This window comes from Novosphingobium sp. PY1 (genome assembly GCF_017312445.1).
Classification (GTDB): domain Bacteria; phylum Pseudomonadota; class Alphaproteobacteria; order Sphingomonadales; family Sphingomonadaceae; genus Novosphingobium.
Window position 1 is genome coordinate 146,231 of record NZ_BLTI01000003.1, and the last position, 13,116, is coordinate 159,346.

19 protein-coding genes are annotated in these 13,116 nt (G+C 64.5%); 6 read left to right on the forward strand and 13 right to left on the reverse strand.

Annotation, left to right across the window (positions count from 1 at the left end; all coding sequences use genetic code 11):
- Positions 1-11: 11 nt before the first annotated feature.
- From J3474_RS03640 to dksA, 5 genes are all read right to left on the reverse strand, one after another.
- Positions 12-224, reverse strand: a complete 213-nt coding sequence (locus J3474_RS03640; protein ID WP_207093124.1) for a hypothetical protein — start codon at positions 222-224, stop codon at positions 12-14.
- Positions 225-232: 8 nt separating this feature from the next.
- Positions 233-616 (reverse strand): DUF4112 domain-containing protein, encoded by a 384-nt coding sequence (locus J3474_RS03645; RefSeq protein ID WP_013834407.1) that lies wholly within the window; start codon positions 614-616, stop codon positions 233-235.
- A 74-nt stretch (positions 617-690) separates the two neighbouring features.
- A complete protein-coding gene (locus J3474_RS03650) occupies positions 691-2,229 on the reverse strand; it encodes an ABC transporter substrate-binding protein (RefSeq protein WP_207093125.1) in 1,539 nt (512 codons plus the stop codon).
- A 116-nt stretch (positions 2,230-2,345) separates the two neighbouring features.
- Positions 2,346-2,711, reverse strand: coding sequence for a PilZ domain-containing protein (locus tag J3474_RS03655; protein ID WP_007012877.1), 366 nt, complete (start codon positions 2,709-2,711; stop codon positions 2,346-2,348).
- 148 nt (positions 2,712-2,859) lie between these two features.
- A complete protein-coding gene (gene dksA / locus J3474_RS03660) occupies positions 2,860-3,318 on the reverse strand; it encodes an RNA polymerase-binding protein DksA (protein ID WP_013834409.1) in 459 nt (152 codons plus the stop codon).
- A 296-nt stretch (positions 3,319-3,614) separates the two neighbouring features.
- Here dksA and J3474_RS03665 point away from each other — a divergent pair, with 296 nt between their 5' ends.
- Complete coding sequence (locus J3474_RS03665) at positions 3,615-3,953, forward strand: sel1 repeat family protein (protein WP_007012875.1); 339 nt, start codon at positions 3,615-3,617, stop codon at positions 3,951-3,953.
- A gap of 31 nt (positions 3,954-3,984) precedes the next feature.
- Here J3474_RS03665 and J3474_RS03670 read toward each other — a convergent pair whose 3' ends face one another.
- From J3474_RS03670 to J3474_RS03690, 5 genes are read right to left on the reverse strand one after another with little or no spacing between them, the layout of a single operon-like run.
- Positions 3,985-5,121, reverse strand: coding sequence for a GNAT family N-acetyltransferase (locus J3474_RS03670; RefSeq protein ID WP_207093126.1), 1,137 nt, complete (start codon positions 5,119-5,121; stop codon positions 3,985-3,987).
- Complete coding sequence (locus J3474_RS03675; RefSeq protein WP_207093127.1) at positions 5,118-5,915, reverse strand: glycerophosphodiester phosphodiesterase family protein; 798 nt, start codon at positions 5,913-5,915, stop codon at positions 5,118-5,120. Before J3474_RS03675 ends, J3474_RS03670 begins: the two co-directional genes overlap by 4 nt.
- Entirely contained in the window at positions 5,887-6,351 is a 465-nt protein-coding gene (locus J3474_RS03680; RefSeq protein ID WP_207093128.1) for a RidA family protein, read from the reverse strand. The genes J3474_RS03675 and J3474_RS03680 overlap by 29 nt, the downstream gene beginning before the upstream one ends.
- Entirely contained in the window at positions 6,348-7,022 is a 675-nt protein-coding gene (locus tag J3474_RS03685; RefSeq protein WP_207093129.1) for an HAD family hydrolase, read from the reverse strand. The genes J3474_RS03680 and J3474_RS03685 overlap by 4 nt, the downstream gene beginning before the upstream one ends.
- Positions 7,019-7,318, reverse strand: a complete 300-nt coding sequence (locus J3474_RS03690) for a DUF3572 domain-containing protein (protein ID WP_232512550.1) — start codon at positions 7,316-7,318, stop codon at positions 7,019-7,021. The genes J3474_RS03685 and J3474_RS03690 overlap by 4 nt, the downstream gene beginning before the upstream one ends.
- Positions 7,319-7,359: 41 nt before the next feature.
- Between J3474_RS03690 and J3474_RS03695 the strand changes: the two genes are divergently transcribed.
- From J3474_RS03695 to J3474_RS03705, 3 genes are all read left to right on the forward strand, one after another.
- Positions 7,360-7,722, forward strand: a complete 363-nt coding sequence (locus tag J3474_RS03695; protein ID WP_007012869.1) for a response regulator — start codon at positions 7,360-7,362, stop codon at positions 7,720-7,722.
- Positions 7,723-7,835: 113 nt separating this feature from the next.
- Complete coding sequence (locus J3474_RS03700) at positions 7,836-8,075, forward strand: acyl carrier protein (protein WP_007012868.1); 240 nt, start codon at positions 7,836-7,838, stop codon at positions 8,073-8,075.
- A gap of 23 nt (positions 8,076-8,098) precedes the next feature.
- On the forward strand, positions 8,099-9,334 hold the full coding sequence (locus tag J3474_RS03705; protein ID WP_207093130.1) for an aminotransferase class I/II-fold pyridoxal phosphate-dependent enzyme: 1,236 nt from the start codon (positions 8,099-8,101) through the stop codon (positions 9,332-9,334).
- Positions 9,335-9,394: 60 nt separating this feature from the next.
- Here the strand turns inward: J3474_RS03705 and J3474_RS03710 are convergent, their stop codons facing one another.
- From J3474_RS03710 to J3474_RS03720, 3 genes are all read right to left on the reverse strand, one after another.
- A complete protein-coding gene (locus J3474_RS03710) occupies positions 9,395-9,952 on the reverse strand; it encodes an NADPH-dependent FMN reductase (protein WP_013834415.1) in 558 nt (185 codons plus the stop codon).
- Between the two features lie 78 nt (positions 9,953-10,030).
- Complete coding sequence (locus J3474_RS03715; protein WP_013834416.1) at positions 10,031-10,306, reverse strand: usg protein; 276 nt, start codon at positions 10,304-10,306, stop codon at positions 10,031-10,033.
- A 148-nt stretch (positions 10,307-10,454) separates the two neighbouring features.
- A complete protein-coding gene (locus J3474_RS03720; protein WP_013834417.1) occupies positions 10,455-11,093 on the reverse strand; it encodes a YqaA family protein in 639 nt (212 codons plus the stop codon).
- Positions 11,094-11,279: 186 nt separating this feature from the next.
- On the opposite strand from J3474_RS03720, the gene J3474_RS03725 reads away from it, so the two are divergent.
- Both J3474_RS03725 and J3474_RS03730 read left to right on the forward strand, forming a co-directional pair.
- Positions 11,280-11,780: a hypothetical protein gene (locus J3474_RS03725; protein ID WP_207093131.1), complete on the forward strand. Its 501-nt coding sequence runs from the start codon at positions 11,280-11,282 to the stop codon at positions 11,778-11,780.
- Entirely contained in the window at positions 11,767-13,092 is a 1,326-nt protein-coding gene (locus J3474_RS03730) for a DNA-packaging protein (RefSeq protein WP_207093132.1), read from the forward strand. The genes J3474_RS03725 and J3474_RS03730 overlap by 14 nt, the downstream gene beginning before the upstream one ends.
- Positions 13,093-13,116 lie beyond the last annotated feature (24 nt).

Sequence of the window (13,116 nt, forward strand, 5' to 3'; positions counted from 1 at the left end):
TTACGTCAGGCCTATTGGCTGCTGAGCGCTCCGGTGGCCGATTCTGCAGGAGCGCCGGTCGGTTGCAGCACTTCTTCCGGCGGCCGGCGCTCGTCGAGCATCTGCGCAGCTTCGTCGAGCGCGCGGGCCTCTCCGACGGTCACGCCGCCCGGACCGGGGTCATTCTCGCCCTTGCCGCATGCAGCAAGAACCAACACGGCGGCCAGCGGGGCAAATCTGCGCATCGATTTGCTCAACCCTCGATGATCCGGGTTTCGGGATGATGCTTGTCGAGGTGCTTGCGGATGATCCTGAGATTGCGACTGTTCGAGCGGAACACGAAGTCGAAGGCATCGCCCACCAGCGGGACTGCGCCAAGCGCGGTGTCAACGCCGACATTGGCGGTCATGCGCGCAAGTTGCCACTTCGACATGCCCAGGTTGCGGGCTTCCCAGACGAGGTACATGCCCAGCGCCGCACCGATCAGGTCGCCGGCGATGGGGACCAGGCCGACGATGGCGTCAAGACCGACCTTGTAGCGGATGCCGGGCACTTCGAAGGCCCGCTCGAGGACCAGTTCCAGCGCCTCGATGCGGCGGCGGATCGACATCGGATCGGTGCCGATCGGCAGTTCCATGTTCATGCGCCGCGCGGAATTCTCTCCGATCGCCAAGGCTCGGCTACTCCTTCTGGTTGCCTTTGCTCAACCTCTTATCTGGGGAGCCATGCCAGGGGCATCAAGGGATGCCACCCCCAGCTGTTGGTGGCAAAGCCATCGACGCTGCCGCGCACCAGAGACCAGCGGATCGGCGAACCGAAGGGAATATAGACGTTTTCCGCAGTCAGTTCCGCCTCGGCCTCGGTCATCAGGGCGGCGCGTTCTTCCGGCGTCGCTGCCGCCAGGGCCTCACTGACACGCGCATCCGCTTCCTGCGAGCACAGACCGAATTTCGCACGGCAGGACAAATGATTGAGGTACCAGACCGCCCGGGGATAGCGCGCAACGTCGTCGACAAGCGCCAGGTCTGCCGTATCGCCACTCTCCGCCTTTTCGAGGCGCAGCCCGATCGCCGCGAAATCGCTGCCGAGCTTCTCGAGAAGGATGTCGGACCCCTCACCTTGCGGAAGCCAGATGCTGATATGCGGCCCGGCCGCCGCTCCGCCACCCGAGCCGGTCACGGCCCTGCCCGCCTTCTTTTCCTTGTCGCCGTCCTTCTTTGCGGACGCCTGCCAGATGCGCACGCGCGCGGCGGCTACGGCACGCCGCTCTTCCAATGACTGTTCGCTCCAGCGCTCGCCGATGGTGCCGAGATCGCCGTCGAGACTGGGCGTGACGATCCGGGTCGTGGGCTTCCAGCCGCCGAGGCGGAACTGCTCGATCAACGCATCCCTGTCGATTGCCATCGCCAGCGCCTCGCGATTGGCCGGATCGGCAAGGAAGCCCTTGTCATTCATGACCTGAAGCCCGAACAACCCGACCACCGGATCGAGCTGGATCGTCCCGCGCAGGATACCAACCGAACGGGTCAGCGGAAAGTCCTCGATCCGTCCGCCCAGGACAAGGTCCGCCTTGCCGTCGTTAAAGCGCTGGACCGCTTCGGGCCCGCTGAGCGAAAGCAGGTCGATGTTGCGGGTGCGCTTGTCCCAGTTCTGGATTTCGGGCAGGCCCAGCGTCGATGGATCGATCGGCGTCAGGCGCGCGACGTCGCCGATCTTCTTCATGCGCATCGGACCATTGCCCTGCTTGTCCTCGTAGAGGCCAAGTTCAGGCTGGGCGAGAAGCTGAAGCAGGTAGGGCATCGGACGCTGGAGACGGATCTCGATGACGCGACCGGCCATGACGCGCACTTCGTCTATCCCATCCAGATCGAGCGAGAAGGTCGTGCGCCGCAGGGATTTCAGGGCAGTATCGAGGGCCTTCTTCGCCGATTCCGCCGAGATCGGATCGCCCGAGGCCCAATCCCCGTCGCGCAGGCGGAAGATGTAGCTCTGGCCGTCGTCGGTCACGATCCAGCGGTCGGCCAGCGCGGGGATCACCCGCCCCTTTTCGTCGAATGCGACAAGGCCTTCTACCGTCGCGGCGCGGATCAACTGGCCGGATGCCGTCACTTCCTTGCCGGACTGGAACGGATCGTCGGCCTCCCCAATCACCGCCACATTCAGTGTCGAATTGTCGAAGCCGCTGCAGCCGCCCATCGTCAGCGCGACCAGGGGGGCAAGGGCCCGGAAGGCTTTGCGCGTGGGGAGCATGCTTGCCGGACTAATCGATTTCCGCCGCGCCGCAAATGCGCAAGCGACGATTTCGCACGAAAGTCTCGATCTTGTGGGAAAAACGCCTCTGCCCTGCGATGGCTGGCGGACAGGAATCAGATCTTGCGCAGCCCCTTCACGCCCGTAACCGGCGGCTGGTGATTGCGCACGAAACGCGGCGAGGGATCTTCGCCGATGCTGACCGGCGCACGCGCCAGTTTCGGGTCGATGTCATCCTGAAAGGCGACGCCGAAGCGATTTTCCTGCACCCAGGCAACTGTCCCGTCGACCCAGCCGACATTGCGGATGCTGACCGAGACCTTCGATCCGCGCACCACGCGGACCGTGCCTTCGCCCATCATCCCGCCAGCGGAGAGGTTGCGCACCTTGATGCGGAATTCGCCGTCGAGGCCATCGACACGCAGATCGGCCAGCAGAAACAGGCTGTCGCGCGCGATCTGCCGATTTTCGCCTTTGATCATAAGCTCCATCCAGTGCCGGTAATGCCAGTACAAACAGAGACTTGCACGAGCAGACACGCTACCTGACGAAGGTTAGTCCCGAGTGACGAAAAAAGAGTTAACGGCACGGTAATCCCTCAGGCGAGATGAACTACCGTGCCAGAATGGGTCAGTCGTCGCGGGAAATCTTTTCGCGGCGCTCGTGCGCTTCCTGCGCCTCGACGGTCATGGTCGCGATCGGACGCGCCTCGAGTCGGCCGAGGCCGATCGGTTCGCCGGTCACTTCGCAAAAACCATATTCGCCTTCCTCGATACGGCGCAGGGCCGAATCGATCTTGGCGATCAGCTTGCGCTGACGGTCGCGGGTGCGCAGTTCGATACCCCAGTCGGTCTCGCTCGACGCGCGATCGTTGAGGTCCGGCTCGCGAATCGGACCGTCCTGCAACTGCTGCAGGGTGCCCGCAGAAGCGTCGAGGATCAGCCGTTTCCAGGCCATGAGCAGCCGGCGGAAATAATCCTGCTGCGCTTCGCACATGTAGGGTTCGTCAGGTTCGGCGACATAAGAGCCGCCCAGGACGCGCTTTGCTTTCGAAAGCACATCAATTTCATCAGACAGGGCCGTTGCCATCCAGAGAATCTCCGCACGTATGCCCCGAACCTTCATCGCCCTGCGGCCCCGGTTTTTCCGGTAACCTCTCGAAGATCCGCGGTTGGTCGCGCCTATAAATGCGCGGTATGCGCGGCACAAGGGCAGATGCGCCCCCTTCCACAAAAAACGTGAATCCGGCTTCGAAACGGCGCGGGTTCGCGAGGACATTCGCAAAGTTCCACAAACAACGTTAACGGTTTGTTGACCATCGCTGGTCCAGCCTAGCCGTGTCGAACTGCCAAAACGGGCTTTGTTGGACAGGGGGGTATCGGAAGATGCAAACTGTTTGGATCAAGAACGACGCATTCACCAGCGCTTCGGCCGCGGATATCGAAGCTGAAGACCTGCTGGTCGCCAATTGCCTTGCTGCTGCGTCGCAAGGAGACGTTTCCGCCTATTTCGATCTCGGAGTCGCATACTCAACGGGCAGCCATGGCGCCGCCTGCGACCTGATCGAAGCGCACAAGTGGTTCAACCTCGCCGCCGTAGCCGGTCACGAGGAAGCCGCTACCTGCCGCGCGGAAGTCGCCGATGAAATGACGGCGCGCGAAATCGCCGAAGCCCAGCGCCGCGCGCGCGAATGGCTCTCGGCCTCGATGCGCCGCGCCGCCTAGAACGCCCTGCGACGGATCGCTCGGCCCCGGTTCAGGCCTTGCGGAAGGGCACTCTCTCGCCCAGCCACAGCTGGTCCTGGGCGATGCCGGCGCGTTCCCGCTCAAGGTACTCGGCAATCGCCTCGCGCAGGCCGTTGTGGACGATGTAGTGCGCCGAAACCGTGCGCACCGGCTCATAGCCACGCGCCAGCTTGTGCCCGCCCTGGGCCCCGGCCTCGACGCGAGAGAGGCCCAGCGCGATCGCGGCGTCGATCGCCTGATAGTAGCACAGCTCGAAGTGCAGGAACGGCTTGTCGATCCGCGCGCCCCAGTAGCGACCGTAGAGCGCCTCCTCGCCGATGAAGTTCAGCGCACCGGCCACCGGCTCGCCATCGATGAAGGCCAGCACCAGCAGAATGCGGTCCGCCATCGTCTCGCCCATGAGGGTGAAGGCCGATCGCGTCAGGTAGGGCCGCCCCCACTTGCGGGCTCCGGTGTCCTGATAGAACTCCCAGAACGCGTCCCAGTGCTCCTCGCGGATATTCTCGCCGCGCAGGGTGCGTATCTCGACGCCCTCCTGCGCCTTTGCGCGCTCCTTGCGGATATCCTTGCGCTTACGCGACGACAGCGCGGCCAGGAATTCCTCGAAGTTCGCATACTCGCGGTTTTCCCAGTGGAACTGGATATCCTCGCGCAGGAGCCAACCGGCCTTCTCGAAGTGCGGGACCTGCGCAGGCTCGATGAAAGTGGCGTGAGCGGAGGAAAAACCGTTGTCCCGGCACAGCGTTTCCGCCGCGCGCAGCAGTGGCAATGTCAGTTCGGGATGCGGCGTCAGCAGGCGCGGGCCGGTTGCCGGGGTGAAGGGCACGGCGATCTGCAGCTTGGGATAGTACTCGCCCCCGGCCCGGTGCCAGGCATCGGCCCAGGCATGGTCGAAGACATATTCGCCCTGGCTGTGCTGCTTGAGATAGGACGGCAGGGCTGCGGCAAGGCTTCCGTTCGGCCCTTCGATAGTGATCGGGACCGGTTGCCAGCCGCTGCGCCCGCCGACACTGCCCGATTCCTCGAGCGCGCTGAGAAAGGCGTGGGAAACGAAAGGGTTGCCGCCCCCGGCAAGGGCATCCCACTCACCAGCGGGAAGCGCCCCGATGGCGGAATGGATTCTCGCAGTGAATTCGCCTTCGCTCACGCTGCCGCGCCCGCTCCTTTCTCTGCCACCACGACGCCTTCGAAGATCGGGGCATCGGCGTGGACCGCCGCACGATCACGATGTTCGGCCGAACGCACCGTCCAGGTGGCGAGCGGAATGCCCCGCCGCCGCTGGCTCGCAGCGAACCTGCTGGGCAGATCGCGGATGTCGTAGGCCAGAAAATCGGGTCTGGCGTGCCAGAGTGCAAGATGCCTGCGGATCCTCCCCAGAAGGGCGCGATCTTCCCCCTCGGTCACGACAAGGCCGCGCACGGTGTGCGGCGAGTGCCTGCGAAACCAGCCCGCGACGCGCGGATCGAAGCTCATCACTCCGTGCGCGCCGGTGTAGCCTTCCAGCACGCGGCGCACGGCCAGGCAGGTCGCGGCCACGCGCTGCTCGCGGCTCGACTTTACCTCGATCAGAATCGGCACCTGTCCGTCGACGAGCTTGAGGACCTGCCGCAGGGTCGGGATCGTTTGCGCCGTTCCCGACAGCTGCATGGCGCCGAGCTGGGCCGCGCTGCGCCGGGCCACCGGCCCGCTCTCCTGCGTCAGTCTATCGAGGTCGAAGTCATGAAAGACGACCGGTTGGCCGTCCCCCGAACGCTGCACGTCGCACTCGATCCCGTAACCGCCGGCAATCGCATGTTCGATGGCAGCGCAGGAATTCTCGGGCACGCCCGGTGCATGAAGCCCGCGATGGGCGTAGTTATGCGCGCCGACCCACGCGACCTTGCGCGGATCGGGGGCCGGCGCAAACCAGCGATCAAGCAGGGCGAAGAGCAATGATGGCATCCACTTCGACGGCGGCGCCGAGCGGAAGTACCGGCACGCCGACTGCGCTTCGCGCATGCTGCCCGGCTTCGCCGAAGACGGCAGCCATCAGCTCCGAGGCGCCATTGGCGACCTTGGGCTGATCGGTGAAGTCGCCGGTGGAATTGACGAAGGCCCCGAGCTTCACCACGCGCTCGACCCGGTCGAGCGACCCGATCGCGGCCTTGAGCTGGGCGAGGATCATCACCCCGCAGGCCTGCGCTGCCTCGATGCCCTGCTCGAGCGAGACATCCTCACCGAGGCGGCCGGTCACCAGCTCGCCCTCGACGAAAGGCAACTGGCCCGAGACATAGGCCACGTCGCCGGAAACGACGACGGGGACATAGGCGGCAACGGGCGCGGCCGGTTGGGGCAGGACGAGGCCAAGCTGTTCAAGGCGGGCGTCGATTTCACTCATTTGTCTTCACTGTCCTTCGAAGTTTCGGCGGCCTGGGGAGCAGCCTTCGTGGGATTGACGAGGCGGTCGAGCAACCAGGGCAGTGCGCTGTCCCAATCGTCGATGCGGACATGCGCGTCCCCGGCCTTGTGGGCGCAGGGAATATGCGGGGCGATGCTCGGCTCCGCGCACAAGTGCAGCCGGCCGATGTCTGGGGCGACGTCGCGAACCGAGCCATGATGCACGGCCAGATCGTCGATAAATACCGCCCGGCTCGGCGCATACTCATCGAGAATTGCCTTCAGCGCAGGCCCCTTCGGTCCCTGGTTGGTATAGACGCGCAGGTCGATGCCGTGGTCGGCAAGTTGCCGGGTGCGCGCTTCCTTGCGGAAATCCATGAGATTGGTGAGAACGACGACGTCAGCATGTTCGGAGATCGTCCCGATCGCCGCAATCGCGCCCTCAACCGGGGTCTGCCGATGCATCTGGCCGTCGAAGAACTTGTTGAGCAGACGCCAGGCGTCCTGTTCAGAAAGCGGCTCGTCGCTGTCGGCACGCCGCATCGACCGGTAGAAGTCGCTACGCGCGAGATCGAAGGTCACGCCTTCATCCTCGGCCAGCCAGTCGCGAAAGTGCGTGACCATGTAGAGCAGCACTTCATCGCAGTCGGTAATGAGCAGGGGCTTTTTCATCGTGCCAGCCTTTCACGCGCCGCGACCAGCGTTCCCGGAGCAATGCCCAGTGCCTCGGAAGCGGCAACAAGGTCGGCCTCGTGCGCGCACAGGAACTCGATGACCGCCGCCAGCGTCGCCGGTTCGCCCAGCGAAGCGCGTAGCGAATCGGGCGTCAGTCCGGTCAGGGCAAGGAAACGGGTCGCTCGATCGTCGTCGCCCAGCACCCAGCCCAGGGCATTCAAGGCCAGGGCCTGCGGATCGTCGTTGGCTGGGGATGGCTTGTCTCTGAGAATTGTCAGCCTCGCTTGCGTCACATAGAGCGGTAGGGAACCCCTAGATGGTGTCCAGGCGTCGAATGGCAAAGCGAATCCTCGTTGTCGAGGACAACGACCTCAATCGGAAGCTCTTTTGCGACGTGCTCAAGAGCCAGGGCTTCGCCGTGGAGCCGGTTGCCGACGGCCTCGATGCGCTCGACCGCGCGCGCGATTTCGTGCCCAACCTCGTCATCATGGACATCCAGTTGCCCAATGTCTCAGGCCTGGACCTGATCGAGGCCGCCAAGAAGGACCCTATCCTGCGCACGATCCCGGTCCTGGCGGTCACCGCCTATGCAGGAAAGGGCGACGAGGAGCGGATTCGCGAGGCAGGCGCAGAAGGCTATCTGGCCAAGCCGGTCTCGATCGGCCCCTTCATGCAGGCCGTGAAGGCCCTGATCTAGAGCGTTTATGATCCGGCCGCCTGCGAGTAAGCTTGACTTTGCCGCGCAGCGCCGCTTTTGCGCCGCATTTCCCGGCCAGAGAGCCGCCGGACCCTATCGGAGTTGAAAAGACCATGGACCGCGAAGAAACCTCGGCCCGGATCGCCGCACTGATCGAACCCTTCAACAAGAAGGGCATTGAGATCACCGACTCGACCCGCTTTACCGACGACCTTGAGTTCGACAGCCTCACCGTCATGGATTTCGTCGCGGCGATCGAAGACGAATTCGACATCATCATCTCGATGAACCAGCAGGCCGAGATCGAGAATTACGGCCAGCTCGTCGACGCCGTGGTCAAGCTCCAGGGCTGACGGAACTCCCAAGGAAACGGCCCATGACCGACATGCTCAGCGACAATGTAACCGAAACCCACACGGACCTTTTCAGCAAGTTCGACCCGCTGATCCAGATGCGCGAGAACCTGCTCGCCTCCGGCGTCACGGATCCCTTCGGCCTTGTGATGGAGCGGGTGCTTTCACCGACCGTGGCAATGTGCAACGGCCGCGAGACGATCCTGCTCGGCACCTACAACTACATGGGCATGACCTTCGATCCCGACGTGATCGAGGCGGGCAAGCAGGCGCTCGACGACTTCGGCTCGGGCACCACGGGCAGCCGCGTGCTCAACGGCACCTACGCCGGGCACAAGGCCGTCGAAGAAGCGCTTTGCGAATTCTACGGCATGGATCACGCCATGGTCTTCTCGACCGGGTATCAGGCCAACCTCGGCATTATCTCGACCATCGCGGGCAAGGGCGACTACATCGTCCTCGATATCGACAGCCACGCCTCGATCTGGGACGGCTGCAAGATGGGCGACGCCGAAGTCGTGCCCTTCAAGCACAATGACATCGAGGCGATGGAAAAGCGCTTGCGCCGCATTCCCGAAGGCGCCGGCAAGCTCGTCATTCTCGAAGGCGTCTACTCCATGCTGGGCGACATCGCCCCGCTCAAGGAAATGATCGCCGTCGCCAAGAAGTACGGCGCAATGGTGCTGGTCGACGAGGCGCATTCGATGGGCTTCATCGGCCCCAACGGCCGCGGCGTCGCCGAAGACCAGGACTGTCTCGAAGATGTCGATTTCGTGATCGGCACCTTCTCCAAGTCGGTCGGCACGGTCGGCGGGTTCTGCGTCTCGAACCATCCCAAGTTCGAGATCATGCGCCTCGTGTGCCGCCCCTACGTGTTCACCGCAAGCCTTCCGCCGAGCGTGGTCGCCACCGCCTGCACCTCGATCCGCAAGCTGATGAATGCCGGCGACAAGCGGGCGCACCTCTGGGAAAACTCGCGCACGCTGCACAAGGGCCTGCGCGAAGCCGGGTTCGAACTGGGCACGAACGAGCCGCAAAGCGCGATCATCTCGGTTATCATGCCCGACCTCGAGCGCGGCGCGGCGATGTGGGAAGCGCTGCTGCACGAAGGCCTTTACGTGAACCTCGCAAGGCCGCCGGCAACCCCCGCCAACATGACCCTGCTGCGCTGCTCGCTATGCGCCGAACATTCGGCCGAGCAGGTCGAGCAGATCATCGGCATGTTCACGCGCGCCGGCAAGACAGTGGGCATCATCTGACACGACGCGATCGGCAGGCGTCTGCGTGCGCCTGTCGATCCTTGCACCTCGCCCGTGCGCTCAACCCTTGCCGGAATGCAGGGCGACGTAGCCAAGAAACGCCGTCATCCATTTCCCCGCAAAGCCGACCGTGCCTTCAGCGAACTGGCCCTGCGCGGTCAGCAGGTCGTCGCTCCATTGCAGATAGGCTTCCGGCAAGCCCAGGGTGGGCATGTCGAGGACGGCCAGAACGTTGCGCAAGTGCTGCTGCGCGGCCGCGGTGCCCAGCTTGCCCGGCGAAGTGCCGATCACGCCCGCCGGCTTGCCTTTCCAGCAGCTATGCCCCGGGGGACGCGATCCATGATCGATCGCGTTCTTGAGAACGCCGGGGATGGAACGGTTATATTCCGGCGTCGCGAAGATCACCCCGTCGGACTCGGTTACAAGCGCCTTCAGGTCCCTGACGGCCTGCGGCTGATCGTCGTCCTGATCCTGATTGTAGAGCGGCAGCGCACCGATATCGGCAAAGGTGAAGCTATGGCCTTGCGCTTCGGGCAGGGCCACCATCGCCTTGGCCAGCCTGCGATTGAACGATTCGTCGCGCAAACTGCCGACGATGACGGCTATCTTGAGGGGCATGGCGTTCTCCTGTTACCGGTTACGGCAAGAACCCGCGTCGGCCCCTGCCGTTCCCGCTACGCCTTGTGCCTCAAGTCGTCAGTGGATGGAAATGATCCCGTCCACGGCCTGCCATTCCTGTGGACCGATCAGGTGCTTGTGCGCGATCCGGACCGAATGCAGCGGTCCTTCGATCTCGCGGCTCCAGTAGTCGAGAAAACCGCGAAGTACCGGGAAGCGCGGCGCCACATCGTATTGCTGAAATGCGAAGAGCTGAAGCAGCTTCGGATGGTCCGGCAGGAAATAGTGGATCTCTATGGTCGAAAGCCCGTAGCCTTCGAGCTGCTTCATGAAATCCTGACTTGCTCCATCCATCCGAACAGCCATAGCCCTCCTTCCGGCACTGCCCACATATTGCAGTGCAGCAAGTAGAGAATGCCACAAGTCATATTCCAGTCAAGTATCTCCGCAACCGCGATGAATCCCTGAGCCGACGTTTACGATTCCGCCGGTTTATACGGGATCATGCCGTTTGCGTCACCGCAACTGCTTCGCACTTCTCGTTGGTCTGCTCCGCGCCGCCGCCGAGGAAGGCAATGGCAAGGAAACCGGCTACCACGAGCACAGCGAAAGCGGCGGTGACCTTGCCCAGATGCTTGTCGATCACCGCCTTGATCGGCGCGCCGAAGAGTCGGAACAGCACGCCTACGATCATGAAACTGATCGAACGGGAAACGATCGACGCCCCTACGAACACCGCGAGGTTCATGCCGATGAAGCCTGCGGTGATCGTCAGCAGCTTGAAAGGGATCGGCGTCGCCCCCTTCACGACGATGATTTCCGCCCCGTATTCGCGCAAGTAGCAGGCCGCCTTGGGGAAACTTTCCGACAGGCCCAGCGCGCGCAGCAGCGTTTCGCCGAAGGCTTCGTAGGCAAAATGGCCGATCGCGTAGCCGAGCAGGCCGCCGGCTACCGAAGCAAGGGTGGCGATGATCGCAAAGCGAATCGCCTTCTTCGGTTCGGCCAGGCACATCAGGCCCAGCAAGGGATGCGGCGGCACCGGGAAGAAGCTGGCCTCCACGAAGGCGAAGGCAGCCAGCCACCATTCGGCATGCCGATGCGCGGCCTTGGCCATGGTCCAATCGTAAAGGCGACGCAGCATCGAATTCTCCGGAGGATTCAGTAGGCGCGTGCTTAGAGGCAGGCGGGTTTCCCGACAAGCAATAACCTATTTGGTTATTTATGCTTGACATCGTCACGCTCTTTCGGTACACAGCAGGAACATCGCGATAAACCGGGTCGCCCAAGGGCCTCGGTTCGCGAGCATTCCTCTCATCATGGATCGATCATGACGGACACACTTTCGTCCGGCCGCATCGCGTGTCCCGTTCCGGCGGAACCCGCGTCGTCGGCCGAGCATGACTGGCGCGCGCGCTTCCTTTCCGAACTGGCGGCAAGCTCAAACGTCGCCGCCTCTGCCCGCAAGGCCGGCATTGCCCCGGCGCTGGCCTACGAAGCCCGGCGGAAGGACCCCGAATTCTGTCGCGCTTGGCACGAGGCGCTTTGCGAGGGTTACGACCACCTCGAGATGAACCTGCTGCATCGGCTGCGCGAAGGGGAAGTGAAGCCCGCGGCCGGTGCCCGGCGCGGCGCGCGCCTCTTCGACAACGCCACTGCCCTGCGCCTGCTCACACTCCACCGCGAAGCGGTCTCCAGGCAGCGAGCACAGCGCGAAAGCCGCGATGCCGGGGCCATCCTCGATGCCATCGACGCCAAGCTGGACCGGATGCGCGCCCGCAGCAGTGCTGCCATCTCGGATGCGGACAGGGCTGCCGATGAGACGCAGTGAACGCCTGGCCTGGCTGCTCTCGCTGCCGCTGCGCGAGAGACGCAGGCGGGTGCGCGAACTCAGCGAGGCCGAACAGGCCGAATTCCTCACCCATTGGCGGCTCTGGGCACGCCCCGGGCAGCTTCCCCCTGCGGGCGACTGGCGGACATGGCTGGTCATGGCCGGCCGCGGTTTCGGCAAGACCCGCGCAGGTGCCGAATGGGTTCGTTCGATTGCAGAGTCAGATCCCGCGGCGCGCATTGCGCTGGTGGGGGCGACCCTGCCCGAAGTACGCGCGGTCATGGTCGAGGGCGAAAGCGGATTGCTCGCAATCTCTCCGCCGTGCCGCGCGCCGGGTTTCGAGCCGTCGTTGCGCCGGCTGATCTGGCCCAGCGGCGCGCAGGCCCTGCTCTATTCGGCCGGCGAACCGGAATCGCTGCGCGGTCCGCAGCACAGCCATGCCTGGTGCGACGAGATCGCCAAATGGGATAACGCCGGTGGCAAGGCAGGACGTACCTGGGACAATCTGCTGTTCGGCCTGCGCCTTGGCGACAGGGCACAGGCCATGGCGACGACGACGCCGCGCGCCGTCCCGCTGGTCCAGCGCCTGCTTGCCGAACCCGGCGACGAACTCGCCATCACCCGCGGCAGGACCGAGGACAACCGCGACAACCTGCCGCCCAGCTACTTGCGCGACATGCGGCGCACCTTCGGCAAGTCCCTGCTCGGACGCCAGGAGCTCGACGGCGAACTGCTCGACGATATCGAAGGCGCGCTCTGGACCCGCGCCCTGATCGAAGCGACCCGGACAAGCGCGCCCGCCGAACCGGTTCGCGTCGTCATCGGCGTGGACCCGCCTGCGTCGGCAGGCGGCGACGCCTGCGGGATCGTCGTGGCAGCCCGCTGCGGGGAAGGCCGCGGGCATGTTCTCGCCGATGCCTCGGTCGAAAAGGCGAGCCCGGAACGCTGGGCCCGCGCCGTGGCGGGCGCTGCGGCTGCATGGCAGGCCGACCGCGTCGTCGCCGAAGCCAACCAGGGCGGAGCGATGGTCGCCAGCGTCCTGCGCGCCGCCGACGTCTCGCTGCCGATCCGGCTGGTCCACGCCAGCCGCGGCAAGGTCGCCCGGGCCGAGCCGGTCGCCGCGCTCTACGAGGCAGGAAAGGTCCGCCACGCCGGACAGTTTCCCGCGCTTGAGGACGAGCTTTGCGGGTTGATCGCGGGCGGTGCCTACCAGGGCCCGGGCCGCTCGCCCGACCGCGCCGACGCCCTTGTCTGGGCCCTTACCGAACTGCTGCTCGACCGCCCCGCCGCGCCGCGCGTGCGCGTCACCTGAGCCAACCAGCGAAAGGCAATTCCC

Excerpts from the sequence above, each read along its gene's own strand:
- J3474_RS03640 (WP_207093124.1), bottom strand. The coding sequence starts at position 224 with ATGCGCAGATTTGCCCCGCTGGCCGCCGTGTTGGTTCTTGCTGCATGC.
- J3474_RS03645 (WP_013834407.1), bottom strand. The coding sequence starts at position 616 with ATGGAACTGCCGATCGGCACCGATCCGATGTCGATCCGCCGCCGCATC.
- J3474_RS03650 (WP_207093125.1), bottom strand. The coding sequence starts at position 2,229 with ATGCTCCCCACGCGCAAAGCCTTCCGGGCCCTTGCCCCCCTGGTCGCG.
- J3474_RS03655 (WP_007012877.1), bottom strand. The coding sequence starts at position 2,711 with ATGATCAAAGGCGAAAATCGGCAGATCGCGCGCGACAGCCTGTTTCTG.
- dksA (WP_013834409.1), bottom strand. The coding sequence starts at position 3,318 with ATGGCAACGGCCCTGTCTGATGAAATTGATGTGCTTTCGAAAGCAAAG.
- J3474_RS03665 (WP_007012875.1), top strand. The coding sequence starts at position 3,615 with ATGCAAACTGTTTGGATCAAGAACGACGCATTCACCAGCGCTTCGGCC.
- J3474_RS03675 (WP_207093127.1), bottom strand. The coding sequence starts at position 5,915 with ATGCCATCATTGCTCTTCGCCCTGCTTGATCGCTGGTTTGCGCCGGCC.
- J3474_RS03680 (WP_207093128.1), bottom strand. The coding sequence starts at position 6,351 with ATGAGTGAAATCGACGCCCGCCTTGAACAGCTTGGCCTCGTCCTGCCC.
- J3474_RS03685 (WP_207093129.1), bottom strand. The coding sequence starts at position 7,022 with ATGAAAAAGCCCCTGCTCATTACCGACTGCGATGAAGTGCTGCTCTAC.
- J3474_RS03695 (WP_007012869.1), top strand. The coding sequence starts at position 7,360 with ATGGCAAAGCGAATCCTCGTTGTCGAGGACAACGACCTCAATCGGAAG.
- J3474_RS03700 (WP_007012868.1), top strand. The coding sequence starts at position 7,836 with ATGGACCGCGAAGAAACCTCGGCCCGGATCGCCGCACTGATCGAACCC.
- J3474_RS03705 (WP_207093130.1), top strand. The coding sequence starts at position 8,099 with ATGACCGACATGCTCAGCGACAATGTAACCGAAACCCACACGGACCTT.
- J3474_RS03710 (WP_013834415.1), bottom strand. The coding sequence starts at position 9,952 with ATGCCCCTCAAGATAGCCGTCATCGTCGGCAGTTTGCGCGACGAATCG.
- J3474_RS03715 (WP_013834416.1), bottom strand. The coding sequence starts at position 10,306 with ATGGATGGAGCAAGTCAGGATTTCATGAAGCAGCTCGAAGGCTACGGG.
- J3474_RS03720 (WP_013834417.1), bottom strand. The coding sequence starts at position 11,093 with ATGCTGCGTCGCCTTTACGATTGGACCATGGCCAAGGCCGCGCATCGG.
- J3474_RS03725 (WP_207093131.1), top strand. The coding sequence starts at position 11,280 with ATGACGGACACACTTTCGTCCGGCCGCATCGCGTGTCCCGTTCCGGCG.
- J3474_RS03730 (WP_207093132.1), top strand. The coding sequence starts at position 11,767 with ATGAGACGCAGTGAACGCCTGGCCTGGCTGCTCTCGCTGCCGCTGCGC.